General features: G+C 59.9%; 21 protein-coding genes. 15 read left to right on the top strand and 6 right to left on the bottom strand.

Going from position 1 to position 26,238, the window contains the following annotated elements; all coding sequences use genetic code 11:
• The first annotated feature begins 72 nt into the window (after positions 1–72).
• The 10 genes from Q1A91_RS03385 (at position 73) to Q1A91_RS03340 (ending at position 14,203) form a co-directional block, all read left to right on the top strand.
• On the top strand, positions 73–1,170 hold the full coding sequence (locus tag Q1A91_RS03385; protein ID WP_299872819.1) for an efflux RND transporter periplasmic adaptor subunit: 1,098 nt from the start codon (positions 73–75) through the stop codon (positions 1,168–1,170).
• On the top strand, positions 1,170–4,331 hold the full coding sequence (locus tag Q1A91_RS03380) for an efflux RND transporter permease subunit (RefSeq protein WP_299872816.1): 3,162 nt from the start codon (positions 1,170–1,172) through the stop codon (positions 4,329–4,331). Before Q1A91_RS03385 ends, Q1A91_RS03380 begins: the two co-directional genes overlap by 1 nt.
• Positions 4,332–4,772: 441 nt before the next feature.
• Entirely contained in the window at positions 4,773–6,782 is a 2,010-nt protein-coding gene (acs, locus tag Q1A91_RS03375) for an acetate--CoA ligase (RefSeq protein ID WP_299872813.1), read from the top strand.
• On the top strand, positions 6,782–7,468 hold the full coding sequence (locus tag Q1A91_RS03370) for an adenylate kinase (RefSeq protein WP_299873691.1): 687 nt from the start codon (positions 6,782–6,784) through the stop codon (positions 7,466–7,468). The genes acs and Q1A91_RS03370 overlap by 1 nt, the downstream gene beginning before the upstream one ends.
• Positions 7,469–7,528: 60 nt before the next feature.
• Entirely contained in the window at positions 7,529–7,789 is a 261-nt protein-coding gene (locus tag Q1A91_RS03365) for a DUF4212 domain-containing protein (protein ID WP_299872810.1), read from the top strand.
• 4 nt (positions 7,790–7,793) lie between these two features.
• On the top strand, positions 7,794–9,578 hold the full coding sequence (locus Q1A91_RS03360) for a sodium:solute symporter family protein (protein WP_299872807.1): 1,785 nt from the start codon (positions 7,794–7,796) through the stop codon (positions 9,576–9,578).
• A gap of 108 nt (positions 9,579–9,686) precedes the next feature.
• On the top strand, positions 9,687–11,507 hold the full coding sequence (locus Q1A91_RS03355; RefSeq protein ID WP_299872804.1) for a DUF294 nucleotidyltransferase-like domain-containing protein: 1,821 nt from the start codon (positions 9,687–9,689) through the stop codon (positions 11,505–11,507).
• Positions 11,508–11,511: 4 nt separating this feature from the next.
• The gene (locus tag Q1A91_RS03350; protein ID WP_299872802.1) at positions 11,512–12,030 is read left to right on the top strand and encodes a hypothetical protein; all 519 of its coding nucleotides are present in this window, start codon (positions 11,512–11,514) and stop codon (positions 12,028–12,030) included.
• 1 nt (position 12,031) lies between these two features.
• Complete coding sequence (locus tag Q1A91_RS03345) at positions 12,032–13,444, top strand: PolC-type DNA polymerase III (RefSeq protein ID WP_299872799.1); 1,413 nt, start codon at positions 12,032–12,034, stop codon at positions 13,442–13,444.
• Positions 13,445–13,708: 264 nt separating this feature from the next.
• A complete protein-coding gene (locus tag Q1A91_RS03340; RefSeq protein ID WP_299872796.1) occupies positions 13,709–14,203 on the top strand; it encodes a hypothetical protein in 495 nt (164 codons plus the stop codon).
• A 101-nt stretch (positions 14,204–14,304) separates the two neighbouring features.
• On the opposite strand, the gene Q1A91_RS03335 is transcribed toward Q1A91_RS03340, so the two are convergent.
• Positions 14,305–15,462, bottom strand: coding sequence for a DUF3095 domain-containing protein (locus tag Q1A91_RS03335; RefSeq protein WP_299872792.1), 1,158 nt, complete (start codon positions 15,460–15,462; stop codon positions 14,305–14,307).
• Positions 15,463–15,521: 59 nt separating this feature from the next.
• Positions 15,522–16,226: a LuxR family transcriptional regulator gene (locus Q1A91_RS03330; RefSeq protein ID WP_299872789.1), complete on the bottom strand. Its 705-nt coding sequence runs from the start codon at positions 16,224–16,226 to the stop codon at positions 15,522–15,524.
• Positions 16,227–16,364: 138 nt separating this feature from the next.
• Between Q1A91_RS03330 and Q1A91_RS03325 the strand changes: the two genes are divergently transcribed.
• From Q1A91_RS03325 to Q1A91_RS03305, 5 genes are read left to right on the top strand one after another with little or no spacing between them, the layout of a single operon-like run.
• Positions 16,365–17,579: an ABC transporter substrate-binding protein gene (locus Q1A91_RS03325; protein WP_299872786.1), complete on the top strand. Its 1,215-nt coding sequence runs from the start codon at positions 16,365–16,367 to the stop codon at positions 17,577–17,579.
• Entirely contained in the window at positions 17,564–18,331 is a 768-nt protein-coding gene (locus Q1A91_RS03320) for an ABC transporter ATP-binding protein (RefSeq protein ID WP_299872783.1), read from the top strand. The genes Q1A91_RS03325 and Q1A91_RS03320 overlap by 16 nt, the downstream gene beginning before the upstream one ends.
• A complete protein-coding gene (locus tag Q1A91_RS03315) occupies positions 18,328–19,116 on the top strand; it encodes an ABC transporter ATP-binding protein (protein WP_299872779.1) in 789 nt (262 codons plus the stop codon). The genes Q1A91_RS03320 and Q1A91_RS03315 overlap by 4 nt, the downstream gene beginning before the upstream one ends.
• Positions 19,113–20,000, top strand: a complete 888-nt coding sequence (locus Q1A91_RS03310; protein WP_299872776.1) for a branched-chain amino acid ABC transporter permease — start codon at positions 19,113–19,115, stop codon at positions 19,998–20,000. Before Q1A91_RS03315 ends, Q1A91_RS03310 begins: the two co-directional genes overlap by 4 nt.
• Position 20,001: 1 nt before the next feature.
• The gene (locus Q1A91_RS03305; RefSeq protein WP_299872773.1) at positions 20,002–21,882 is read left to right on the top strand and encodes an alpha/beta fold hydrolase; all 1,881 of its coding nucleotides are present in this window, start codon (positions 20,002–20,004) and stop codon (positions 21,880–21,882) included.
• Positions 21,883–21,922: 40 nt separating this feature from the next.
• On the opposite strand, the gene Q1A91_RS03300 is transcribed toward Q1A91_RS03305, so the two are convergent.
• The 4 genes from Q1A91_RS03300 to Q1A91_RS03285 all read right to left on the bottom strand — a co-directional run bounded on the left by Q1A91_RS03300 (position 21,923) and on the right by Q1A91_RS03285 (position 26,222).
• Positions 21,923–22,105: a hypothetical protein gene (locus tag Q1A91_RS03300; protein ID WP_299872770.1), complete on the bottom strand. Its 183-nt coding sequence runs from the start codon at positions 22,103–22,105 to the stop codon at positions 21,923–21,925.
• 109 nt (positions 22,106–22,214) lie between these two features.
• Positions 22,215–23,168: a lipoyl synthase gene (lipA, locus tag Q1A91_RS03295; RefSeq protein ID WP_299872767.1), complete on the bottom strand. Its 954-nt coding sequence runs from the start codon at positions 23,166–23,168 to the stop codon at positions 22,215–22,217.
• A 56-nt stretch (positions 23,169–23,224) separates the two neighbouring features.
• On the bottom strand, positions 23,225–24,955 hold the full coding sequence (lpdA, locus tag Q1A91_RS03290; protein WP_367278630.1) for a dihydrolipoyl dehydrogenase: 1,731 nt from the start codon (positions 24,953–24,955) through the stop codon (positions 23,225–23,227).
• A gap of 13 nt (positions 24,956–24,968) precedes the next feature.
• Complete coding sequence (locus tag Q1A91_RS03285; RefSeq protein ID WP_299872761.1) at positions 24,969–26,222, bottom strand: 2-oxo acid dehydrogenase subunit E2; 1,254 nt, start codon at positions 26,220–26,222, stop codon at positions 24,969–24,971.
• Positions 26,223–26,238: the final 16 nt, after the last annotated feature.

The following is a 26,238-nucleotide window of genomic DNA, read 5'->3' as shown; positions in this document are numbered from 1 at the left end:
CCGCAATTGACAACACGCCAGCCGCGCTACCTTCTGGCACGCCACGTTCGGAGGGTTGGTGTGTTCCAGACCATGATACGACTGATCGCTGTTTGTCTTGCGCTTGCGTTGGCGCAGGGTGCATCGGCCCAAGGGGGCGCTGCCGCTGTGGGTGTGCAAACCGTTGAGACGCGCACATTGTCCGAGACGGTGCCGGTGTTTGCGGAGATCGTGACAGCCCGCAACGGTGCGGTCGCCAGCCGCGTCGCCGGGAACGTTGACACGATACACGTGCTTGCAGGCAGTGCCGTACAGCAAGGGGATTTGCTGGTAGAGCTGAACCGCGACCTGCTGTCCATCCGGGTGCGCCAGGCGCGTGCGCGGATTGCAGAGGCCGAAGCAAGTGTCGCCACAGGCGAGGTGCGGCTGGCGAGCGCTCAGACCTCGTTTGAGCGGATCAATGCCCTGCGGTCTTCGGCGTCGTTCTCGCAAGGGCGTTTTGATGACGTGCTGTCAGAGGTACAGGTCGCCCGCGCGCAACTGGCGGAGGCGCAGGCGCGTCTGGAAAGCGGGAATGCACAATTGGCCGAGGCGGAATACCAGCTGCAACGCAGCATGATCCACGCGCCTTTTTCCGGCGTGGTGCTGGAGGTGCTGACCATTCCGGGCGCCTATATTCAGGCGGGCACCCCGGTCGTTGCGGTGCTGGACACGGAGTCTTTTGAGATTGAGGCAAGCATACCCGCCCGCTTTGTCAGGGATCTGCGTCCCGGCCAGCAGGTGAAAGGCACGTTGGAAACCAATGAGGTGCTTGATTTGCAACTGCGCGCGATCCTGCCGGTGGAGGATCCGTCAACGCGCACCCGCGCGGTGCGGTTCTCGGCTTCTGGACTTGGTGAGATGCGCAACCTTGCCATTGGCCAGTCGCTGACGGTCGATATTCCCGTTGGTGAAGCGCGGGACGTGCTGTCGGTGCCCAAGGACGCGCTGGTGCAGGCACGGGGCGGCTGGACGGTTTTCGTGGCGGCGGATGGGAAAGCCCAGCCGCGCACGGTTGAGATCGGCGTCCCCGCGGGCGACCGGTATGAGGTTCTGACGGGGCTTGCCCCCGGTGATCTGGTGGTGGTGCGCGGGAATGAACGGCTGCGTCCGGGGCAGGACATTCGTCCAACGCCTGTTGAGACAAACTGATGAACCCGATCCGCTTTGCCATTGAACGGCCCGTCGCGGTTGTTGCTGCTGTTCTGATCGCGCTTCTTTTTGGGGCGATTGCCCTGACCCGCATTCCGATCCAGCTTGCCCCCGATGTGCGCAAACCCATCGTTGTCGTCGAAACCCAATGGCCCGGTGCCGCGCCATCAGAAGTCGAACGGGAAATCGTGAACCTTCAGGAAGACGCCCTGCGCGGATTGGAAGGGTTGGAGATCATGACTTCCCGGTCGCGCACCGGACAGGCGGAGGTGACACTGGAGTTCGCGGTGGGCACCGACATGGGCGACAGCCTGCTTCTGGTGTCCAACCGACTGGACCGGGTCAGCGGCTATCCGGATGAGGCAAATGAGCCGACGCTCAACACCTCCGGTTCTGATGACAGCCCGATCGCCTGGGTGATCGTGACGGCGCAGGAAGGCAACACGCGCGACATCGCCACCTACCGCGATTTCATCGAAGACACGGTGCAAGACCGGGTAGAGCGGGTCGAGGGTGTATCCTCCGTCAACCTGTTTGGCGGCGTGACGCGGGAGTTGCAGATCATCGTCGATCCGCTGCGGCTGTCGCGCTACAACCTCACCGTGCCGGAAGTTGTGCGCATCCTGCGGGCGGAGAATATCTCCATCTCTGCCGGTGATCTGGATGAGGGCAAGCGCCGATACGTTGTGCGCACCGAAGGCAATCTGAACACCGAAGACGCGATCCGCAACGTTGTGCTGCGGTCTGGCGCTGCGTCTGGCGGGGTGGGGCAGGTGCGCGTGGCGGATGTTGCGAATGTGTCTTTCAGCTATGCCGACGCCACCACACGGCTGCGCTTTCGCGGGGAGCCGGGGCTGGCCTTCAACATCGTGCGTGAAGCAGGGGCCAATGTCATTGCCGTGATGGAGGACATTCGCGTTGTTCTGGCCGATCTCGGGGCGGGGCCTGTTGCGGATGCGGGGCTTGAGCTGGAACAGGTCTATGATGAGACGATCTACATTGACGGCGCCATTGATCTGGTGACGCAGAACATCTGGATCGGAGGGGCTTTGGCCGCGTTGATCCTGATGCTCTTTCTGCGTTCTCCGCGTGCGACCATCGTCGTGTCTCTGTCGATCCCGGTGTCTATCGTGGCGACTTTCGTGGTGATGGCTCTGACCGGTCGGACGCTGAACGTGATTTCCCTTGCCGGGATCGCCTTTGCCGTCGGCATGATCGTGGATGCCGCGATTGTGGTGCTTGAGAACATCTTCCGTTTGCGCGAAGCGGGTAAATCGCGGCGCGAAGCCGCCTATGAAGGCGCGCGGCAGGTCTGGGGGGCGATCCTTGTGTCGGCCCTGACGACCGTTCTGGTCTTCGTGCCGATCCTCATCATGCAGCTGGAGGCGGGGCAGCTCTTCCGTGACATCGCCGTTGCGATCTCCGTCTCGGTGCTGTTGTCGCTTGTGGTTGCGGTCACGGTGATCCCGGCGCTGGCGTCGCGCCTGCTGAGCCAGAAGGACCAGACCCCGACGCGGCTGTGGGGGGTGGATCACATCGCAGGGGGCTTCCGGGCGCTGGTGATGATCTATGTGCGTTGGACCGTCCGGTCCCGTGCGCTGGGCTTGTTGATGGTGGGGCTGATCGCGGGCGGTGCGGCCCTTGCCAGCATCACTTTCCTGCCGCGGCTGGAGTATCTGCCTGAAGGCAACCGGAACCTTGTGTTTGGCCTGATCATCCCGCCACCGGGATACAACCTTGATACGACCCAAACCATCGCCGAGCGGATCGAGAGCGTTGCGCGCCCGCTGTGGGAAGCGGCACCCGAGACCGAGACCGAAGATGGTACGCCGACAATTGACAACTTCTTTTTTGTGGCCACGCCCGGCAACTCCTTTGTCGGGTCCAGTGCGGTGGACGGTGCGCGGGCGGGTGATCTGATCCCGGTGCTGTCACGGCCGATCTTTGCGGAACCCGGCACCTTTGGCTTCATGACCCAGCCGTCGCTGTTTGGCCGTGGCGTTGGGGGCGGGCGCACGATTGAGCTGAATGTTTCGGGTCAGGACCTGAACGACATTCTGGCGGTTGCCGGGCAGGCCGCGGGGATGGTGAGCGCGCTGTTGCCCCGCTCGGAAGGGCATCAGTTTCGACCGATCCCCGGTCTTGAGCTTGGCGCGCCGGAAGTACGGCTGATCCCGGACCGTCAGCGCCTTGCGGATGCGGGTCTGGACAGTTCCGAACTGGCCGCGACGGTGGATGCGTTCAACGACGGGCTGCGCGTGGCCGAAGTGACCGTGGGGGCGGAGCGGATCAATCTTGTGCTGCGCGGTGACCGCTCAGTGCAGCGCGCGCTCAGGACGCAGGATGTGGGCAATTATCCGGTGGTGACGCCAAATGGTCAGATCGTGCCGGTTTCCGCGTTGTCTGATGTTGTTCTTACGGCAGGGCCTACCGAGATCCGCCACCGGGACCGCCTGCGCACCGTGACGCTGGAAATCCGCCCGTCAGACGCATTGCCGCTGGAGGCAGCCGTGGAGCTTCTGGAAACGGAAGTTGTCGCCGCGCTGGAAGCGCAGGGATTGCCGGGCAGTGTGGTGCTGTCCGTCTCTGGCACTGCGGACCAATTGAGCCAGACCTGGAATGCCATTCAGATCAATTTGCTGGTCGCGTTGATCATTGTTTTCCTTGTGATGGCGATCCTGTTCGAGAGTTTTGTTCTGCCTCTGGTCATCCTGATCGCCGTGCCCGTCGCTGCGGCGGGCGGTGTCGGGGGCCTTGCGCTTTTGAACCTGTATCAGACCCAACCGATGGACATGCTGACCCTGCTTGGGTTCGTCATCCTTGTGGGGATCGTTGTAAACAACGCCATTTTGATCGTGCATCAGGCGCTGTACCACCTGCGCACGGATCGCATGACGCCGGTTGACGCGATCGAGGAAGCGACGCGCAACCGGATCCGGCCTATCTTCATGTCTACGCTGACGTCGGTCATGGGAATGCTGCCTTTGATCATCTTCCCCGGCGAAGGGTCTGAGCTTTATCGGGGGCTGGGGGCTGTTGTGGTGGGCGGCTTGTCTATGTCCGCCTTCCTGACCTTGCTGACTGTGCCACCGCTGCTGCGCCTGTGCCTGCGGCCGGAGCAGGAGGATGTTGAAACATCGGCGGGCACGGCGCCTGCGTGACCGGTTCCTGCGGCATCTGATCGTCTTTCACTTTCCCGCCGTCTGAGTGTCACCGCCGCGGGGCGGATGGTGCGAATCCGGGTAAGCAGCCGTGCATGCGGCATGCGCGATTCGTCTGGTTGCGCAGCGAATGGTCGGCACGCAGGCATCGGGCGGCAGCTTTCGCCGCGTATGGATCTCGGAATTTATGTATACAATTGTATGCCGAACGGGAATGCGGGGCTGCATCCCGTTTGAGATAGATCGCGGAAATCATGGGCAAAATCCCCGTTGTGAAAAGTTGTTAACCTATTTACTCACTTCGGCGCGAAAAAATTTACAAAAAAACTATTTAAGACCAGCGCATTGGTCGATGAGTCTCAAAAATGTGTATTTTCCTCCGCAGCCGCCGCGTTTTCTGGACACCGGAAGAACCGCTGGCGCAGCGTGAGGAGGACGCCCATGATCACCAAGGTTCTAGCAAAATCAACAGACGCCGTTTCACCAGATGTCAGTCAGCCACAGCCGCATGTCAGCGCCGCAGATTATGCGCAGATGTACGCCGCATCCGTGGCTGAGCCGGACACATTCTGGGCTGAACATGGAAAGCGCATTGACTGGATCAAGCCTTATTCGAAGGTAAAGAACACATCGTTCGAACCCGGTAACGTTGACATCCGCTGGTTCGAGGATGGCACGCTGAATGTCTCAGCCAATTGCATCGACCGCCACCTTGAAACGCGCGGTGATCAGACCGCGATCATCTGGGAACCGGATGATCCCAGAAAAGAACCTGCGCAGCACATCACCTATAAACAACTGCACCAATCCGTCGCCAAAATGGCGAATGTGTTGCGGTCGCTGGGGGTGGAGAAGGGTGACCGGGTTGTCATCTATCTGCCGATGATCCCTGAAGCCGCTTACGCCATGCTGGCCTGCACACGGATCGGTGCCATTCATTCCATCGTTTTCGCCGGTTTCTCCCCGGACGCTCTGGGGGCGCGTATCAACGGATGTGACGCTAAAGTTGTCATTACCGCAGATCATGCGCCCCGGGGCGGACGAGAAACGCCATTGAAATCAAACGCCGATACCGCGCTGCTGCATTGCAAGGACCATGTGCAATGTCTTGTGGTCAAACGCACGGGCGGGCAGACCACCTGGACCGACCGCGATCATGATTGCAACGCGCTGATGGCGGAAGCCTCCGCCGATTGCGCGCCGGTTGAAATGGCGGCCGAAGATCCATTGTTCATCCTCTACACCTCCGGCTCCACCGGGCAGCCCAAAGGCGTGGTGCATACCACAGGTGGTTATCTGGTTTATGCCGCCATGACCCATGAGATCGTGTTCGATTACCACGATGGCGATGTCTTCTGGTGCACGGCGGATGTGGGTTGGGTGACCGGGCACAGCTATATCGTGTACGGTCCGCTGGCCAATGGTGCCACGACGATCATGTTCGAAGGGGTGCCAACATTTCCCGATGCGGGCCGGTTCTGGGAAATTTGTGCCAAGCACAAAGTGAACCAGTTCTACACCGCCCCCACCGCCATCCGCGCGCTGATGGGCGCGGGCAAAGAGTGGGTCGAGAAGCACGATCTGTCGGATCTGCGCCTGCTTGGATCGGTTGGCGAGCCGATCAATCCTGAAGCGTGGAACTGGTACAATGAGGTTGTCGGCAAGGGCAATTGCCCCATCGTCGATACCTTCTGGCAGACCGAAACGGGCGGTCACATGCTGACCCCGCTGCCCGGTGCCACGAAGCTGAAACCCGGTGCGGCGCAGATACCGTTCTTCGGCGTGCAGCCTGTTGTGCTGGAACCCACCTCTGGTGACGTCATCGAAGGGAACGGGGTTGAGGGCGTCCTGTGCATGAAGGACAGCTGGCCCGGCCAGATGCGCACCGTTTGGGGGGATCATGAACGGTTCGAGAAGACCTATTTCGGGGACTACAAGGGCTACTATTTCTCTGGGGACGGCTGTCGCCGCGACGAAGATGGGGATTACTGGATCACGGGTCGGGTTGACGATGTGATCAACGTCTCCGGCCACCGTATGGGCACGGCGGAGGTCGAAAGCGCTCTGGTCGCCCATGCGAAGGTCGCTGAAAGCGCCGTGGTTGGCTATCCCCATGATGTCAAAGGGCAGGGCATCTACGCCTATGTCACTTTGATGATTGGCGAAGGGCCTTCGGATGCGCTGCGCAAGGAGCTGGAGACCTGGGTCCGGACCGAAATTGGTCCGATTGCGAAGCCGGATCTGATCCAGTGGGCGCCGGGCCTGCCAAAGACCCGCTCCGGCAAGATCATGCGGCGTATCCTGCGCAAGATTGCGGAGGATGATTTCGGCGCGCTGGGCGACACTTCGACCTTGGCGGATCCGTCGGTCGTCGATGATCTGATCGAAAACCGCATGAACCGCCAGCGCTCAAGCAGCGACGCGGTAGCGCATGGAAAAGGGGACGCATGATGGACGGCGCAATGACCCCGACTGTGGCACCCGTTCTGATCCTGCTTGGCCCTCCGGGTGCCGGCAAAGGCACGCAGGCGCGGTTGCTGGAAGAGACCCACGGGCTGATCCAGCTTTCTACCGGCGATCTGCTGCGCGCCGCCGTCGCGGCGGGCACGGACGCGGGCAAGCAAGCCAAGGCGGTGATGGACGCAGGCGATCTGGTCAGCGATGAGATCGTGATTGCAATCCTGCGGGACAGACTGGCTGAACCGGATTGCACCAAAGGCGTGATCCTTGACGGTTTCCCACGCACGACTGTTCAGGCCGAAGCGTTGGACACGCTCCTGTGTGACACCGGGCAGTGCATCAATGCCGCCATCAGCCTTGAGGTTGAGGACGAAGCGATGGTCACCCGCATCTCTGGCCGCTTCACCTGTGGTGGTTGCGGAGAAGGGTATCACGATCACTTCAAACCTACAGCAGTGGCAGGTACCTGCGATCACTGCGGCAGCACCGATATGAAACGCCGCGCGGATGACAACGCAGCGACAGTGGCGCAGCGGCTGGAGGCCTACCACGCCCAGACCGCACCGCTGATTGACTACTACGAGACCAAAGGCGCGCTGTCCCGCGTTCCGGCGATGGGGGCGATTGACGACATCGCCGCCGCACTCAACGCGGTTGTGTCGAAAGCCACGGCATAACGCATTCATTGGCAGGCCCCCGCGGCCTGAAGGGAACCAAACGGAGGAGGGAACCAACACATGTCCCAAGACAACGATAAAAACGCCTATTGGTCAGCCAATGTGCGTCTCATCCTGATCAGCCTTGCCATATGGGCGCTGGTCTCATTCGGGTTCGGGATCATCCTGCGCCCCTTGCTGTCCGGCATCGCCGTCGGCGGCACCGATCTTGGCTTCTGGTTCGCCCAGCAAGGGTCGATCATCATCTTCCTGATCCTGATCTTTTTCTACGCATGGCGCATGAACAAGCTCGACCAGGAACACGGCGTGGACGAGGAGTAGGAACATGGACCAGTTTACACTCAACCTGCTGTTTGTGGGTGCTTCTTTTGCGCTCTACATCGGCATCGCGATCTGGGCCCGTGCGGGCTCCACATCGGAATTCTATGCAGCCGGACGCGGCGTACACCCTGTCACCAACGGCATGGCGACCGCTGCTGACTGGATGTCTGCCGCCTCCTTCATCTCCATGGCGGGGCTGATTGCCTTTACAGGTTATGACAACTCCTCCTTCCTGATGGGCTGGACGGGCGGCTATGTGCTGCTGGCCTTGCTGCTTGCACCGTACCTGCGCAAGTTCGGCAAGTTCACTGTGTCCGAGTTCATCGGCGACCGGTTCTATTCCAAGACCGCGCGGATGGTGGCGGTGATCTGTCTGTTGGTGGCTTCCATCACTTATGTGATCGGTCAGATGCAGGGCGTGGGCATTGCCTTTGGCCGTTTCCTTGAGATCGACGCCTTCTGGGGTCTGCTGATCGGGGCCTGCGTTGTTTTCGCCTACGCTGTGTTCGGCGGTATGAAGGGCGTGACCTATACGCAGGTGGCACAATACTGCGTGCTGATCACGGCCTATACCATTCCGGCGGTCTTTATCTCCCTGCAACTGACGGGCAATCCGATCCCTGCGCTGGGGCTGTTTGGTACCGTCGAAAGCGGTGAGCCGCTGCTGGCCAAGCTGAACCAGATCGTGACCGATCTTGGGTTTGCCGAGTATACGGCGGCGCATGGGTCAACGCTGAACATGGTGCTCTTTACGCTGTCGCTGATGATCGGCACGGCGGGTCTGCCCCACGTCATTATGCGCTTCTTTACGGTGCCCAAGGTGTCTGATGCGCGCTGGTCTGCGGGCTGGACGCTGGTGTTCATCGCACTGCTCTATCTGACTGCCCCTGCGGTGGGTGCGATGGCACGGCTGAACATCTCTGAACTGATGTGGCCCAATGGCACAAACGCTGAAGCCGTGAGCGTGGAGCAGATCGAAACCGATCCAGAGTACGCCTGGATGGCGACGTGGCAGAAAACCGGCCTTCTGGGTTGGGAAGACAAGAACGGCGACGGCAAGATCCAGTACTACAACGACAAGAACGCGGATCTGCAGACTAAAGCGGCGGAGAACGGCTGGGAAGGCAATGAGCTGACCAACTTCAACCGCGACATCCTTGTTCTGGCCAATCCGGAGATTGCATCGCTTCCCGGCTGGGTGATCGGCCTTGTCGCGGCGGGTGGCCTTGCGGCGGCCCTGTCGACGGCGGCGGGTTTGTTGCTGGCGATTTCCTCGGCGGTCAGTCACGACTTGCTGAAAGGACAGCTGACGCCAAACATGTCAGAGAAAAACGAGCTGATGGCAGCGCGTATCTCAATGGCAGCGGCGATTGTGGTCGCGGTTCTGCTGGGCCTCAACCCACCGGGATTTGCGGCGCAAACCGTGGCGCTGGCCTTTGGCCTTGCGGCGGCTTCGATCTTCCCGGCGCTGATGATGGGGATCTTCTCGACCCGCATCAACAACGTGGGCGCGGTGGCAGGGATGCTGGCCGGTCTGGTGGTCACGCTGCTCTATATCTTCCTGCACAAGGGGTGGTTCTTCATTCCTGACACCAACTCCTTCACCGATGCCGATCCGCTGCTTGGGCCGATTAAATCCACTTCCTTTGGTGCAATCGGTGCGATGGTCAACTTTGCGGTGGCGTTCGTTGTCTCCGGCATGACCAAGGAAACCCCGCAGGAGATCAAGGATCTGGTCGAAAGCGTTCGTGTGCCACGTGGTGCCGGTACGGCTGTCGAAGGTCACTGAACAACGTCCCGCCGCCGCAAGGTTTTCCTGTGCGGCGGTGGGTCTTCCTGAAAGACTGAGGATGCCCGCACACCTGCGGGCACTTCCTTTTCATTACGAGGCACCCCCATGACGCTTCCTGCTGCGCTCACGCAATTCCTTGCCTCCGTCCACCCCTATGACAGTTTGCCTGACAGCGTGCTTGCATCGGTGGCTGAGGTTTGTGACGTGCTGACGCTTGATGCGGGAGAGGCGGTCTTCGCGGTGGGGGATACGGTCGCGCACCTTTACATCATTGTTGAAGGTGAGATTGAGATTACCGATGAAACCGGCGCTCAACTGTCCATCCTTGGCACCCGAAATTCATTTGGTGAACGCGCGTTGTTGCGGGGCGCATTGGCGAGCCGTACGGCAACGGTAACAGCGGCGGCGACCATGATCGTGTTGCCTTCCGACACGCTGTTTACACTGATTGATACACATGCGGCGGTCGCAAAGTTCTTTGATCGTCGCCCGTCCCCGCGCGGTAACACCAATGATCTTGGAACCCTGCAAATTGCCAAACTGATGACCCGTGATCCGGTCATCTGCCCGCCCGATACGCCCATTCGCAAAGCGGCTGCCTTGATGCACGCGCGAAGGATCTCTTCGATATGCGTGGGCACCCCGGCGCAGTTCCAAGGGATCGTCACCCTGCGTGATATGAACTCCCGCGTGATTGCCGAAGGCATGGACCCGACCGCGCCGATTTCTACGATTATGACCACCGATCCGCTGACGCTTGCGCCACAGGCGCTGGTGACGGATGTCCTGCATCTGATGGTCGAACGCGGCATCGGTCATGTGCCCATCGTGACGGGAGGGGCGCTGCAAGGGATCGTCACCCAGACCGATCTGACACGCGCACAGGCAAAATCATCGGCGGAACTGGTGGGCCGTGTGGCAAAGGCAGCATCCGCTGAGGAAATGGCGCGGGCCACCGCAGAGATCCCGCAGGTGCTGGTACAACTGGTCGATGCAGGCAACCGGCATGAGGTCATCACCCGGCTGATCACCGACATTGCCGATACGGCCACCCGCCGCCTGCTGGCCCTTGCCGAACAAACGCTTGGCCCGCCGCCGGTGCCTTACGTCTGGCTTGCCTGCGGCAGTCAGGGGCGTCAGGAGCAAACGGGGGTTTCCGATCAGGACAATTGCCTGATCCTGTCAGATGCGATGAGCGATGCGGATATGCCATACTTCGCGGCGCTTGCGAAAATCGTCAGCGACGGATTGGACGTTTGCGGATACTTCTATTGTCCTGGCGACATGATGGCGACCAACCCGCGCTGGTGTCAGCCACTCAAAGTCTGGCGGGAGTACTTCCAAAGCTGGATCGCCAAACCCAACCCGGAAGCGCAGATGCTGGCATCCGTCATGTTTGATCTGCGGCCAATCGGCGGGGACGACAGCCTCTTCAACGATCTGCAACGTGAAACGCTTGAGGCTTCCTCAAAGAACTCCATCTTCAGGGCGCATATGATTTCAAACTCGCTCAAGCATCAGCCGCCGCTGGGGCTGCTGCGGGGGCTTGCGACCATCCGGTCAGGGGATCATCGCAATCAACTGGATCTCAAACACAATGGTGTTGTGCCGATAGTCGATCTTGGCCGGATTTACACCTTGCAAGGCAAGTTGTTGCCAGTGAACACGCGCGCCCGGCTGGAGGCTGCGATTGCGGCGGGTGCTGTCTCCTCCTCTGGCGGGGCGGACCTGCTGGATGCCTATGATCTTGTTGCAAACCTGCGCCTCAAGCATCAGGCAGATCAGATCAGAAGTGGTCAGGACCCGAGCAACTACCTTGATCCGTCCACGCTTTCTGATTTTGAGCGCAGCCATCTGCGCGATGCGTTTGTTGTGGTCAAAACGATGCAATCTGCTGCGGGATCGGGAAAAGGTGCGTTAGGATGAGCATATGTTCGTAGAATTGATCGCGACAGTTTTCGCAGGCATCGCCTGCGCCGGGGTCGCTTTGTTGTTGAATATGGTGACCGGTCGCCGTCTGCCGAAATGGGTCATGCCTGTTGTTGCCGGTCTGGGCATGATCGGCATGACCATTTCCAATGAATACACATGGTTTGACCGCACCGCAGAACGGCTGCCCGATGGGGTCAACATCGCCATGAAGATCGAGGAGCAGAGCTGGATACGGCCCTGGACGCAAGTGTGGCCCTACACCAAACGCTTTGTCGCAGCAGATACGGCGACGACCCGCACGAACGCTGACTTGCCCGATCAGCGCCTGACCGACCTGTATTTCTTTGGCCGCTGGTCGCCGGTGACGCAGGCGCCGATGTTGTTTGACTGTGCGGGCGCGCGCTCTGCCATTCTGATCGACGGGGCGGATTTTGGCGAAGGGGGCAGGGTCGCCAATGCCGAATGGGAAGCCATGCCCGCCGATGACCCGATCCTGAAGCTCGTCTGCGGGGGCTGATATGCTCACCAAACTCAGCCTGCGCCTGCGGATCTTTCTGTTCTTCTGCTTGCTGGCGCTGGCTGGGGCCGCGCTGGCGGCAGCCGCCATGGCGTTTGGCTGGTCACGGGCCGAAGACGCGGTGCCTGTGGGGGCGTTTGTGACGGCCTTTGTGCTTTTTGCGTTTCTGAACACCGGGCTGGTTCTGATCGTCTGGCTGTTGTTCGATGAGAACATCGCCAAGCCGATCAACGCCCTCTCCGCCAATCTGCGGCTGAGGGCTCATGCCGGCGTAGAAAGCGATGTCAGCGCGGACGTCGCGCAATACCTCGAGGACCTTGCCCCCGCCGCCGATGCGCTGGCGCAGACAGTGAAGGCATCCCTGTCAGGTGCGGCTGGTGAGATTGCCCGTGAGACGGAGCTTTTGACAGCGGAACGCGAACAACTGACTGCACTTCTTACCGAAATCCCAATCGCGACCCTTGTCCTCAATGCCGCAGATGAGATCGTTCTTTATGACGGTCAGGCTGCCGCGATCCTGTCCGAGGTCGCGCCGCCGCGCCTCAAGGCGCCTTTGGCGGATTACTTTGATCTGGCAGCTTTTTTCGAGGCGCGTGAACGGGCGTCTTCCAAGGGATCCTATACGGCCTTCGCGCTCACCGCGCCTGCGCAAGGCGTCACACTCAACGCCCGCCTCAAGGCGCTTGAGGAAGGCGGGCACATGATCTTTGTGGACGTGGAGACGGAGACGCTTGCGCTGACTGATCCGCGACCGCTGGTTTTTGATTTCGATCTGATCAATGCGACCGCACCGAAAGAGATCGCCAAGACGCCGCTGTCCGAACTTTGTTTCGTGCCTTTTGATACGGAAACGACGGGCCTGTCGGTCGAGAAGGATGACATCGTGCAGCTTGGCGCGGTCCGGGTGCTGAACGGGCGGATCGTGGCGGGCGAGGTGATGGACGTCTATGTCAATCCGGGCCGCCCGATCCCGCCCTCGTCCACGAAAATCCATCACGTCACGGATGCCGATGTTGCGGATGCCAAGGACATCGCCACAGTCGGGCGCGCCTTTCACCACTTCGCGCGGGATGCGGTGCTGGTGGCGCATAATGCGCCGTTTGATATCGGGCTGTTGCGCAAGTCGGCAGATGTCATGGGGGTCGAATGGTCCCATCCTGTGCTGGATACGGTGCTGTTGTCGGCCGTGGTTTTCGGCACCACGGAGGCGCATTCACTGGATGCCCTGTGCGACCGGCTTTCGGTCACGATCCCCGCTCATGCACGCCACACCGCGCTGGGTGACGCCCAGGCAACGGCAGAGGTTCTGGTCAGGCTCTTGCCGCTGGTGGCAGCGAAGGGGTTCACGACGTTTGAGCAACTGATCGCAGAAACCCGGCGTCACAGCCGTCTGCTCGAGGATTTGAATCAATAGGGTCGAAAGCCAATGTCTGCGCAGCGCTACTCAAGCGGTAGACGTTAGTGACGGGCTCGGCTGAGGATTACTTTCGAATTTGAGGTGTATTATTGACTTTATCCAATAGAATTATCTGAAAGACTGTTCAAAGGATCAGATAGAATTGAATTGTGTCGTATGCAGAAGCTCACGGAATAGACGTGCCTAATTGTTTTGTTTGAAAGTGCGGAAGTGTGCTAAGGTATTTAATAGTTTAGTTGAACATAATTGGAGTCGTTATTGATGTACTCCCCCTTTTTGAGACGTGCCCATAATATCCTTTTGGCAGGTGGTGCTGCATTTCTATTTTCTGTTGCCGCCACTGAGGCAAATGCAAATTGTGCTGGGAAGGATCGGGTTGTGCTGAGTGATGGCAGCAAGGCCTGCGTGCTGCGCAAGGAGCCAACTCAGATCAACCGGACGAGGTCTATTGCTGGCGGTTCGCAAGCAACGCCCCTCAAGTCCTCCGTAAATGGCGCTGCTATCGTATTGAATTTTTATGAAGAGAACGGCGCGGTTGTCGGTCGAAATACAATACACAAGCGCGCGACAGAAACATGTGAAAGATTCCGGGATGAGATGCTGAAGATGGTCAAACGCCCCGGCAACCCATTCATGGTTGTTGTGTTGACCTGGGGCAAAGCGCGCGTTGCGAGCGATGGTCGCACGAGCTTCGAGGCCGTAAGCAACACATTCTTTACAAGGAACTGTTGGGTCAAACGGGGCACGAAGCCTTAGAGTTTTTTTTGAAGATGATGGTCGTCATTTTGATCAAGGTAGCTGATCTGTTCGTGTGAATGCCTTGGGAAATCTGTGCGGGTGACAATGTCGGTATCCCGTTATGTCAGACTCGCTTTGATCGTTTGCGCCGCCGCCGTATATCCGCCCGCAGCACCATCGACGAAATGGACGTGATCGTCCGTCATGATGGAGGGGACGATGCAGGTCATCATGGCTTCCGACTGGGCATGAAGACCAAAGCGGATGATCCCCGCGTCAGCACTCTGTTGCAGAACCGCGCGCAACCGCTTTTCGGTTTGGGCATCGCAGTCGAGGGTCATTTTCAACCCGTCTTCGAACTTGCGAAAGTCGGCGTTGCGGCCGACGTCTTCCCGGTAGCGCCTTGCGTCAAAACCGGCGATCCTGATGCCGGTCTTGATCAGAAACCATGCCATGAAGCTTTCAAACAACGCCTTGCGCCGTGCCGCCCCCAATGAACCCTTGCCGCGCTGCGCATGGGCTTCCAGTGTCGCACCCGCTGGAGGCCATTTGACGCCTGGGCCTGCGGTTTCTGCGGGATGTCCTGCGCGGTCCAGACCGTTTGCCACTTCCACAACCTGCCGGGCGAGGTCTGAGAAAGCAGGGCCGGGAATGTCATCACGTGGTAGGATGACCACGGACAGTATTGTGCCGTGACGGCTGGGCATGTGGCTCCACCTGCAAGAAAGGCCCGTCAGATCAGGTTGTGTGCCGGGTGCTGCCGGAAGAATGTCATGGGCCCCGGCCTTCATCTGGTTTTCCGCCCAGCTTAGCCCGCCACCGGAGAACATCGCATAATCGACCCCTTTGGCTGCCTGAAACCGGGCCACCGTCACATCCACCCCCGCCGCGCGGATATCGCGGACGCGGACCATGCCGATGCGCAATCCCATGTCGAATTCCTCGCGGGCCCAGACCTGTACGGCGGCCAAAGCCTGTGCGCTACGGTCTTTCCAGGATGGCGGCACGGCAAACCCCGCACCGTCGCCGCCAAAGATATAGGGAAAAGGGGCGCCTGCATGTGCGTTGATCTGGGCTGAGATCACAGCCGCACCAACCATGTTCACCGTCTTGTAACGGCCATCCGCAACCGCCTGCGTGGATCCGACAATGTCCGATGTGCCAACCCACCAATCGTCGGGAAGAGCGACGTACAGCTTCGCATCCGAAAGGTTCGCGAAGGTGTCGTGGGGTGTGACGGAAGCGTAAAAGTCGCTGCTGGAGGCTTGTGTGTCCATAGATCAGTGGTAGGCGCATTTTGCCGATGCGACAACCTAAGCGTCCTTTGCGGGCCTGCTCAGATGATCTTTTTGCGCACCGCAATGATCGCCGCATGATGCCGATTGGCTGCCGCAAGTTTGGAGATCACCTTGTTGATGTGGTAATTCACTGTTGCTGCGGAGATAGAGATGATGTCCGCGATCTCATCGCTGGTTTTGCCTTCAGCGGTCCATTTGATGCATTCCAGTTCACGCGGGGACAGGTCCGGCGTCTGCTGCGCGCAGGCGGTGTCCGCACATATCACCATTGCCCGGTCGTGGGCCTGCATGGCGACCAGAAGCGCTTTGCTGCCTTCATGGCGGACAGCCTCAACAAGGTCCTGATCACCGGACGACACAATGGAAAAGACACCAAGATCGTTGTTTGGCCCCCGGATCGGGATGGAATACCCTGCTGAGATGCTGAATTCACGCGCCTCATAAAAGACCCGTTTCTGGATCTTTCGGAACGGGCTGAGGAAGGTTTTCTGATTCCAGAAAAACGGCAGCCGGGCATTGCGGGAAGTCACAATGACCGGATCGTAATGCTGGTAGGATTTGCGCAGGTAACGGTCCAGCCAGTTTTGCCGGTAGTTGGACAGAAAGACCTCTTCCTCTTCATCGCTGCCACTGACCAGAAAGTACGAGAAATACGGCAACCCAAGCGAGCTGCTGTAGGATTTCAGCGCTGCACTCAGCTGTTGCATGTCGTGACAGTCTTCGAATTGTAGATCGTCAATCACGGTGATCCTGTCCCTCTTTCGTCCGCGGCGCCCCCTGAACACTAGCAGATTTGCTAGTGGACAGTGAATCATCCGCCGTGCCCTACTTTTCGCACATCTGATTAAGGATCTGGGGAACGCATGATGCAAGCACATGTCTTGAAATTGAGTCTGGCCGCAGGGCTGTTGTTGAGCCCGCTATCGGCCTTTGCCGACGTGGTGAAGATTGGTGTCTTGGCGCCGTTGACGGGGCCAGCGGCGGCCGATGGGCAGGAATTTGTCAACGGCGTTGAATGGGCGGTGGATGAAGCCAACGCCAACGGCGGTGTTGCGGGATATACGTTTGAGGTGGTGACAGCGGACGTCAAGGACGGCTCTGCCGCGAATGTATCATCGGGGGCTGAGCGGCTTTTGGGCACGGATGGGGTTGAAGTCATCATGACAGGATATGCCTCTCTGAGCATGTTCGAAGTGGATTTGATGGCGGAGGCGGGCATGCCCTACATCGCCGCTGGTCCATCGCCATCTTTTGCGGCGATCACCACACAGGACATTGATTACTACTGGTGCTGCTGGTCCTTCACGGCCTCTTTCAAAGGCTATGAAACAGACGTTCTGCCCGCAGTGGAAGCTCTGGCGGAGCGGGGAGAGATCACGCTGCGCGACAAGTCCGTTGCGATCATTTCCTCGGACAATGCCTATTCCAAGACGATTTCCGAAGGCATGAAGGTGTCCTTTGAGGAAGGCGGCTGGAACATTGTCGTGGATGAGCTGGTGCCCTTTGGCGAGGTTGGCGACTGGCGCGCAATTCTGGCAAAGGTGCGGGACACGAACCCCGATCTGGTGATCAACACCGACTACTTGCCGGGCAACTCCGCGTTGTTTCTCAATCAGTTTGTGGAGACACCAACGGATTCGCTGGTCTTCCTGCAATATGCACCGTCCGTGCCGGAGTTCATCAATCTGACGGGCGATAACTCAACAGGCGTGCTCTACAACCTGATCAACGCGCCGCTCGACAGCGACAGCTGGCCGCGCGGGCAGGCGTTGATGCGCGCCTATGAGGCTCGCTTTGGGGTGCCTTCGGGGGCGTATGGTGTGGGCCTGTATGAAATGGCGAATTTCTATTTCGAAGCGCTGGAACAGGTAGGCGATCCAACCAAGCGGGAGGAGGTGGCCGCCGCGATTGGCCAGATCAAGCGCGATACGGTCGCAGGTCCGCTGGAGTTTGACCCGGAAACCCACGTGGCGCTGCAGAGCAACGATCACATCCCGGTGTCTTTCTGGCAGATCCAGGACGGCAAGCGCATCCTGATCGAGCCTGACAAATACAAGAACGGCAGCTTCATGCTGCCGCCGTGGATGTCCAAGTAAGCGAGGCCGGGACGGTGACGGTTGGTCCAATTCTTGAGGTGTCGCATCTGTCCAAGAGCTTTGGTGCGATCAAGGCTGTCGATGACATCAGCTTCACCGTCCAGCGTGGTGAAATCCTTGGTATTGCCGGGCCCAACGGGTCCGGCAAGTCCACCCTTTTTAACGCCATCACGCGCATTCCGTTTTCAGCGACGTCCGGTGAGGTGATCTTTGACGGTCAGCCCATCCACCGGCTGGCCAACAATGAAATCGCCAAACGCGGGGTGGCCCGGACGTTTCAGCGCGAATCCGTGTTTCCCAATCTGTCGGCCATCGACAATGTCCTGCTGACGGTGGAGCAGACAGAGCGTGCGCTGACTTTTCAGCAGAAATTGACCTTGGCCGAACAGACATTGGAAATCGTTGGCTTCCCGGCAACTTTGATGAACTGGCCTGCGGGGCAATTGCCGGTGTTCCTGCGCAAGCTGGTGATGATTGCAGGGGCGGTGGCGCTTGATCCGAAAGTGCTGTTGCTGGATGAGCCCGCGTCCAGCCTGACGCTGGAGGAGATTGAGCGCATGCGCCTGGTGATCGTGCAGGTGCAGCAGCTGGGCACAACGGTTTTGCTCGTAGAGCATGTGCTGACGTTGTTGATGGCCGTCTCTGACAGGCTGATGGTGCTGGATCAGGGGCAGGTGATCGCCACGGGCGCGCCAAATGATGTGGTCAACGATCCTGCGGTGATCGAAGCCTATCTGGGGGCCGCTGCATGAGCGCGCCGCTGTTGGAAGTGCGCGGGTTGTCGGGGGGATATGATCCCATCCAGATCTTCAGCCAGATTGACCTGACCCTCAGTGCAGGGGAATCTATTGGGTTCTTTGGTCCCAATGGCCATGGCAAATCCACGTTGATGAAGACCATCAGCGGTGTGCTCGCCCCCTGGACCGGAGAGATCGTTCTGGAAGGGCAGCGGTTGAACCGGGCAGGGGAGAGGGGCAGCCGCAGGTGGCGGAACTTCAACTATGACGTGGTCACGCGGCGGCGTATGGACCCCAAGAAGGTGGCGCGCGCGGGGCTGATCCATGTGCCCGAAGGCAGCCTCTTGTTCCCTGAAATGACCGTGGCCGAAACCATGGATGTGGCACCGGTTGCAGCGGCGGGGCGCGGGAAAAGCGCGGATCGACTCGCGCAGGTGCACGATCTTTTTCCCCGCCTGCGCGAACGGCTGGACAGCAAGATCCGTTATCTGTCGGGCGGAGAGCGGCAAATGGTGGCGATTGCCTGCGGCCTGCTGGGAGACCCAAAACTGATGATCCTGGATGAGCCGACGCTTGGGCTGTCGCCCAAACTGAGGATTGAGTTGTGTCAGGCGATTGCGTCGATCAAGGCGGCGGGTGTGCCGCTGATCTTGATTGATCAGGACGTGAACTTCCTGACGGAACTGATCGACCGGCTCTACCTCTTTGACCATGGCCGGATCAGCGGCGTGCTGGAAAAGGCCGATATCCCGAGCCACGAAAAACTGATGGCCATGCTGTTCGGGGAACCCGCCGCATGAGTTTCGAGAGTTTCCTGTTTGTCCTCACCGGTGGTGTCGTGCTGGGCGCGCTTTATGCGTTGATGGCGGCGGGGCTGGCGGTTGTCTGGACCACGCTGGGCATCTTCAATTTCTCCCATGGCGCGTTTGTGGCATTGGGCGCCTACATTGGCTGGCAGGTGGGGAATGTGGATGGTTTTGCGCTGGGTCATGTCCTTGGGCTGAGCGCGACGGTGCTGGGCATGTTCGCGCTGGGCATTCTCTTCCAGCAGATGTTCATCCGACCGTTTGAGCGCAAGGAGAACATCGTTGCAGCCACCGTGATCACCACGCTTGCGGGGGCGACGGTGTTGCAGAATGGGATGCTGCTGATCTGGGGTCCACGCTCCAAACAGATCTCCGGCATCGGGGAGGGCAGCCTCAACATCGGGCCGCTGGCATTTTCATGGAACGAAGTGGCGCTGATTGTTCTGGTGGCTTTCATCCTTGGGGCCGTTGGATGGTTCCTGTCGCGCACCCGCACGGGCCGCTCCATGCGCGCGGTGTCCCAGAACCGCCAAGCGGCAGAGTTGATGGGGTTGAACGTGCCGCTGCTCTATGCGCTGGCATTTGGGCTCTCGGCGGCGATGGCCGGGGTGGCGGGGTACTTCGTCGGCTCGGTTCGGTTCATTAACCCCACAATGGGCGCAGACCCCCTGATGAAAGCGCTGATCGTGGTGATCTTTGGCGGCATCGCGCGGTTCACCAGCCCGATCTACGCGGCGCTGATCGTCGGATTGGTCGAGAGTTTCACCACCTTCTACCTTGGCCTTTATTGGGCGCCTGCGGTCCTGTTTGCGATGATGATGATCGTGCTGACGATCAAACCTGCGGGCCTTTTTGGCACCCACCAGAGAACGCTCTAATATGCGCTATGATCCTCCTTTCCACCGCACCAACGGCCTGATCCCGGCGGTTCTGTTTGTTCTGGTGCTGGCAGTGGTGCCCTTTGTCTTTGATGGCTCCTACATCCGGCACCTGATCATCCTGTCGCTGGTCTTTGCAATTGTCGCGGCCTCATGGGATCTCAGCTTTGGCTTTGGCGGGCTGTTGAATTTCGCGCATGTGGCGCTGTTTGCTGTGGGGATTTACACCTATGGCATTCTGGCCAAGACCTATGGGGTGAACCCGTGGCTGGCAATCCTGCTGGCGGGGCCAGCGGCGATGGTTTTTGCGTCGATCATGGTGCTGCCGGTGCTGCGGCTGGATGGGATGTATGTGATCCTTGTCACCATCGCCTTCTCGCAGATCATCTATCAGGGTGTGATTTCGCAGTCCGACATCACCGGAGGGACCTCCGGCATGGTGACGCTGCCGATGTTGCAGATTGATGGCTACCGCTTCGTCAAGGATGGCAAGATCGGGTACTACTATACGGCCCTTGCGCTGATGGTGGTCTGCGTGGGGTCGATCTATCTGATCACCCGCTCCGCTTTGGGGCGTGCGATCATCGCGCTGCGGGACAACAAATACTACGCCATGTCGCGGGGCGTTTCGGAGTGGCGCACGCGGCTTGCGACCCTTGCTCTGAGCGCGTTTTTTGCGGGCATTGCGGGTGGGTTCTATGGCTCTTATGTGCGCGTCGCTTCGCCAGATATATTCGGGATCGGGTCACTGACACTGGTGCTGTCGATCCTTTTGGTCGGGGGGCTTGCGACGCTCTGGGGGCCGGTGATCGCGGCCTTTGTGATCATCCTGCTGTCGGAAAGCCTTGGGTGGATGGGGGCGTGGCGCGACATCATCATCGCATTGATGATCGTGGCGGTGATGGTGTTTTATCCCGGCGGATTGTGGGGCGTGATACAGGAATTGCGGGAGACGTTCGCGACCTTGCGCGCGGCGCTGATGGTGCGGATGCGGCGGCGTTTCGAACGGGCCAAGCGGGAAGGGATGCTGGGCCTGCGCGAGGAAATGGTTGAGACCAAACACGGGTTGATCGCCGTGGCGGATACGGGTGCAAGTCATACTCATACTGGCCCGCCTATTCTGCTGCTGCATGGAAACTCCGCCTGCAAGGAAGCCTTCCAGAACCAATTTGCCCATTTCCGCGACAGGCACCGGGTCATCGCGTTCGACCTGCCGGGGCATGGCGCATCGGATAATGGCGATCCCGAAGAGACCTACAACGTCATCGCCTATGCGGACATCGCGGAGGAGATCTTGACGCAGAAAGGCATCACAAACCCGATTGTCCTGGGCTGGTCACTGGGAGGGTACAACGCGCTGGAACTCACCGCGCGCAATCCGCAAGCCTATGCGGGCGTGGTCACAACGGGCACCGCACCTTTGAACATGGCACCTGATGATTTCGCCAAGGGGCATGATGCCAAATCCCACCTCATTCTGGCGGGCAAACAGTATCTCACAGGGGCGGAGGCCACGACCTTCGCCAGCCATGCTACCGTGCCCAAATCCGAAAAGAGCGCATTCCTGCATCGCAATCTGCGCCGCACGGACGGGCGGGCGCGGTTTTACATGATCACGAAGCTGACCGTCGTGGACTGGCCGCGCCATATGCGGATGCTGCGCGAGGGGCAGATCCCCGTTGCCGTGATGAACGGGCATGACGATCCGTTCCTGAACCACGACTACATCGCGGGTTTGCAGTATGGCATGATCTGGAAAGGACGCACGACGGACATCCCAAACGGCAAACACGCGCCGTTCTTTAATGAGCCTGAGGCGTTCAATGCCGCCCTTGAGGCCTTTATCGACTGGGCGGCGGAGGCGCGGGCAGAGGGGGACTAATGTGCCCAAAGACCCTGCTGCGGTGCTTGGGCTGGTGTTCTTAGAGCATCGTAAAGATACGTGCAGGCCCGCCGCTACTACAGCGATGTTTCGGCGCAACGATCACCAGCGTCGCACCGGCAGCGGCCATGGCAGGCGTGCCCATCGCGCTTGTGGTCCGGGCCACAGCCGTGCCTTCGGTGAAGGAACGGCGCGACAGCATTTTGCCTTTCACCGCGCTCATCACGCAAATACCCCACATCGTTTGTCCTTTCTGTGAGTTCTGAAGTCTCCGATTGGTCCGGATATAGGCAACAGAGGGTCTGCACCCGCGACGTGGTGCAGGTTCCCCTTCAGCCGATGCTGGATGCTTTACGCTCAGCAGCTTCGCGCAGCCGCGCGAAGTCATCGCCCGCGTGATAGCTGGAGCGGGTGAGCGGCGTGGCCGACACCATGGAGAACCCTTTGCCATAAGCGGCCTTTTCGTAGGAAGCGAACTCTTCCGGTGTTACGAAACGGTCGATGCCGTGGTGCTTGGGCGTGGGTTGCAGGTATTGCCCGATGGTCAGGAAATCCACATCCGCCGCGCGCATGTCGTCCATGACTTGCAGGACGGATTTGCGGTCTTCGCCCAAGCCCACCATGATGCCTGATTTGGTAAAAATACTGCCGTCCAACTCCTTCACCCGTTGCAACAGGCGGAGTGAGTGGAAGTAGCGTGCGCCGGGACGGACCTCGGGGTAGAGGCCGGGGACGGTTTCAAGGTTGTGGTTGAACACATCAGGCCGCGCGTCGACGACCGTTTCCAGCATGCTTGCATCGCACTTCAGGAAGTCGGGTGTCAGCACTTCGATGGTGGTCTTGGGGCTACGGTGGCGCACGGCGCGGATGGTCTGGGCGAAGTGCTCAGCACCGCCGTCTTCCAGATCGTCGCGATCCACGGATGTGATGACCACGTGGTTCAAACCCAGTTTGGCGACCGCATGGGCCACACGACCCGGCTCAAACGCGTCCAACTGGTCAGGGCGACCCGTGGCGATATTGCAGAAGGTGCAGCCGCGTGTGCAGATCTCTCCCATGATCATCATGGTGGCGTGGCCCTGGGACCAGCATTCACCCGCGTTGGGGCATCCGGCCTCTTCGCAGACCGTGACGAGGCTGTTCTCACGCATGATCTTTTTGGTGTCGTCATAGGCCTGCCCACCCGGTGCGCGGACGCGGATCCAGCTGGGTTTTTTCGGCTGCGCGTTGTCGGGCTTGCGGGCCTTTTCGGGGTGCCGTTGTTCGGGAATTTTCAGGTCGCGCATGGGATTGGCCTTTTGGGAAGGGGGGCCGAGGGCGCAGGCGCGCCCCCGGAGTGTGTTTACTTCTTTTTCTTCGGCGGCATCAGATCGGTGATCGTGCCTTCGAACATTTCCGCCGCGAAGTTGACGGTTTCGGCAACGGTCGGGTGCGCGTGGATCGTGTGACCCAGATCGACCGCATCCGCGCCCATCTCTATCGCCAGCGCCACTTCGGCGATCAATTCGCCTGCGTTGGTGCCCACGATGCCTGCGCCGACAACACGGTTGGTTTCGGGATCGAACAGCACCTTGGTGATGCCTTCGTTGCGGCCATTTGACAGGGAGCGGCCGGAGGCGGCCCATGGGAAAACACCCTTGCCGACTTTGATGCCGCTTGCCTTGGCTTCGTTCTCTGTCATGCCGACCCAGGCGACCTCGGGATCGGTATAGGCGACCGATGGGATCACCTTGGCATCCAGGAAGCGTTTGTGACCTGCGCAGACCTCGGCAGCGACTTTCCCTTCGTGCACGGCTTTGTGTGCCAGCATCGGCTGGCCGACCACATCGCCGATGGCGAAGATATGCGGCACGCCGGTGCGCTGCTGTTTGTCCACGGCGATGAAGCCGCGTTCGTCCACAGCGACGCCCGCCTTGTCCGCATCAATCAACGCGCCGTTGGGTTTGCGGCCCACGGCCACCAGCACCTTGTCGAAGGTATCGACAATCTCACCATCCGGGCCTTCCATCGTGACCTTGATGCCCTTTTTCTGGGCTTCAACGGCGGTCACCTTGGTCTTGGTCAGGATCGCCTCGTAGCGGCCTTCGATGCGTTTGTGCAGCGGTTTGACAATGTCCTTGTCCGCGCCGGGAATGATCTGGTCCATGAATTCCACGACGGTCACTTTCGATCCCATCGCGTCATAGACGCAGGCCATCTCAAGCCCGATGATCCCGCCGCCCAGCACCAGCAGGCGCTTGGGGATGTCCGCCAATTCCAGCGCGCCGGTGCTGTCGATGATGCGCGGATCGTCGTGGGGGATGAAGGGCAGGTGCACCGCTTGGGAGCCTGCGGCGATGATGCACTGGTCAAAGCTGACCGTCTTGGTGCCGTACTCGCCTTGCACTTCGATCATGTTGGGCCCGGTGAATGTGCCATAGCCGTTCACGACCGTGACCTTGCGGCCCTTCGCCAGACCGGAGAGGCCACCTGTCAACTGACCCACGACGGAAGATTTCCAGTCGCGCAGCTTGTCGATGTCGATCTTGGGTTTGCCAAAGCTGACACCGTGATCGGCCATCTCTTCGGCTTCGGTGATCACCTTGGCGCTGTGCAACAGCGCTTTCGATGGGATACAGCCCACGTTCAGGCAAACCCCGCCAAGGGTGTCGTATTTTTCGATCAACACGACCTTCTTGCCGAGATCCGCCGCGCGGAACGCTGCGGTGTAGCCCCCCGGCCCAGAGCCCAGAACAACTACCTCCCCATGCACGTCACCTGCACCAGTTGCTGTGCCTGTGGCAGCAACGGCTGTGGGGGCCGCAGCGGGGGCCTCTGCTGGTGCGGCTGGCACATCGCCCGCATCCGCACCTTCAAGGATCAGGATCAATGCGCCTTCTGAGACCTGGTCCCCTTCGGCCACTTTGATCTCCTTCACCACGCCCGCAGCGGGGGAGGGCACTTCCATTGTGGCTTTGTCACTTTCCAGCTCGATCAGCGGGTCTTCGGCGGCGACGGTGTCACCCACGCTGACCAGAATGCCGATGACGGGGACGTTGTCGAAATCGCCAATATCGGGAACTTTGACTTCCATGGTCACGCCCTCCTTACAGCATCAGCCGGCGCACATCGCCGAGCAGGTGTTTCAGGGTCGCGCAGAACCGGGCCGCCAGTGCGCCGTCAATGGCACGGTGGTCATAGCTGAGCGAAAGCGGCTGCATGTTGCGTGGCAGGAAGGTTTCGGTTTCCTTGTCCCATACGGGTGCCATCTTGGACCGGGTGAGGCCCAGAATGGCCACTTCGGGCGCATTCACGATCGGGGTGAAGGACGTGCCGCCAATACCGCCGAGCGAGGAAATGGTGAAAGTCGCGCCGGACATGTCCGGCCCTTTCAGCGCACCATCGCGGGCTTTTGCGGAAAGCTCTCCCAGCTCTTTGGAGATCTCGACAATGCCTTTGCGATCCGCGTCCTTGATCACCGGAACAACCAACCCGTTGGGCGTGTCGGCGGCAAAGCCGATGTTGTAGAAGTCCTTTTTGATCAGCTTGTCGCCATCGGGGTGGATCGAGGAATTGACCTCCCAATGCTGTTTCAGGGCAGAAACGGACGCCTTGATCACGAACGACAGCAACGTGACGCGATACCCTTCGGTTTTGGCCTGCGTGTCCAACTCGCGACGGTACATGTCCAGATCGGTGATGTCCGCCTCTTCGTTGTGGGTCACATGCGGGATGTTCAGCCAGCTGCGGTGCAGCGCGGGGCCCGAAAGCTTCTTGATCCGGGGCATTTCCACATCTTCGACCGGGCCGAATTTGGAGAAATCCACCACCGGGATCGGCGGGATGCCCATGCCGCCCTGAGCGGCACCGCTGGCTGCGGGGGCCGTGGTGGATTTGAGCATCGCAGTCACGTCTTCGCGCAGGATGCGTCCCTTGCGGCCCGTGCCGTTGACCTTGGTCAGGTCAATCTCCAACTGGCGGGCGAAAGCCCGGACGGAGGGGGAAGCATGCGCTTTGCCGAAGCCTGCATCCGTGACCACGGGGGCCGGTGCCGCAACAGGAGCCGCCGCTGGAGCAGGGGCCGCCGCAGCGGGTGCTGCCGCCGGAGCGGGGGCATCACTTGTCGCTTCGCCTTCAAGGATCAGCAGCAATGCACCTTCGGATACCTTGTCGCCTTCGCTGACCTTGATCTCCACCACTTTGCCAGCCGCAGGGCTGGGCACTTCCATGGTGGCCTTGTCGGATTCCAGCTCAACCAGCGGGTCTTCTTCGGCGATCACGTCGCCCACGCTGACCAGAATGCCAATCACCGGCACATCGTCAAAATCGCCAATATCAGGCACTTTTACTTCAATTGTCATCTTCTCGTCTCCTGAT

The organism is uncultured Sulfitobacter sp., assembly GCF_947500075.1.
GTDB lineage: Bacteria > Pseudomonadota > Alphaproteobacteria > Rhodobacterales > Rhodobacteraceae > Sulfitobacter.
Note: the sequence above shows the minus strand (reverse complement) of the source record. Positions and strands in the feature narration are given on the sequence as shown.

Bases quoted from the DNA above. Each gene is read 5' to 3' on its own strand.
- acs (WP_299872813.1), top strand. From the start codon at position 4,773: ATGATCACCAAGGTTCTAGCAAAATCAACAGACGCCGTTTCACCAGAT.
- Q1A91_RS03285 (WP_299872761.1), bottom strand. From the start codon at position 26,222: ATGACAATTGAAGTAAAAGTGCCTGATATTGGCGATTTTGACGATGTG.
- Q1A91_RS03360 (WP_299872807.1), top strand. From the start codon at position 7,794: ATGGACCAGTTTACACTCAACCTGCTGTTTGTGGGTGCTTCTTTTGCG.
- Q1A91_RS03365 (WP_299872810.1), top strand. From the start codon at position 7,529: ATGTCCCAAGACAACGATAAAAACGCCTATTGGTCAGCCAATGTGCGT.
- Q1A91_RS03340 (WP_299872796.1), top strand. From the start codon at position 13,709: ATGTACTCCCCCTTTTTGAGACGTGCCCATAATATCCTTTTGGCAGGT.
- Q1A91_RS03305 (WP_299872773.1), top strand. From the start codon at position 20,002: ATGCGCTATGATCCTCCTTTCCACCGCACCAACGGCCTGATCCCGGCG.
- Q1A91_RS03350 (WP_299872802.1), top strand. From the start codon at position 11,512: ATGTTCGTAGAATTGATCGCGACAGTTTTCGCAGGCATCGCCTGCGCC.
- Q1A91_RS03370 (WP_299873691.1), top strand. From the start codon at position 6,782: ATGGACGGCGCAATGACCCCGACTGTGGCACCCGTTCTGATCCTGCTT.
- Q1A91_RS03300 (WP_299872770.1), bottom strand. From the start codon at position 22,105: ATGAGCGCGGTGAAAGGCAAAATGCTGTCGCGCCGTTCCTTCACCGAA.
- Q1A91_RS03335 (WP_299872792.1), bottom strand. From the start codon at position 15,462: ATGGACACACAAGCCTCCAGCAGCGACTTTTACGCTTCCGTCACACCC.
- Q1A91_RS03310 (WP_299872776.1), top strand. From the start codon at position 19,113: ATGAGTTTCGAGAGTTTCCTGTTTGTCCTCACCGGTGGTGTCGTGCTG.
- Q1A91_RS03380 (WP_299872816.1), top strand. From the start codon at position 1,170: ATGAACCCGATCCGCTTTGCCATTGAACGGCCCGTCGCGGTTGTTGCT.
- Q1A91_RS03385 (WP_299872819.1), top strand. From the start codon at position 73: ATGATACGACTGATCGCTGTTTGTCTTGCGCTTGCGTTGGCGCAGGGT.
- lipA (WP_299872767.1), bottom strand. From the start codon at position 23,168: ATGCGCGACCTGAAAATTCCCGAACAACGGCACCCCGAAAAGGCCCGC.
- Q1A91_RS03315 (WP_299872779.1), top strand. From the start codon at position 18,328: ATGAGCGCGCCGCTGTTGGAAGTGCGCGGGTTGTCGGGGGGATATGAT.
- Q1A91_RS03345 (WP_299872799.1), top strand. From the start codon at position 12,032: ATGCTCACCAAACTCAGCCTGCGCCTGCGGATCTTTCTGTTCTTCTGC.
- Q1A91_RS03355 (WP_299872804.1), top strand. From the start codon at position 9,687: ATGACGCTTCCTGCTGCGCTCACGCAATTCCTTGCCTCCGTCCACCCC.
- lpdA (WP_367278630.1), bottom strand. From the start codon at position 24,955: ATGGAAGTCAAAGTTCCCGATATTGGCGATTTCGACAACGTCCCCGTC.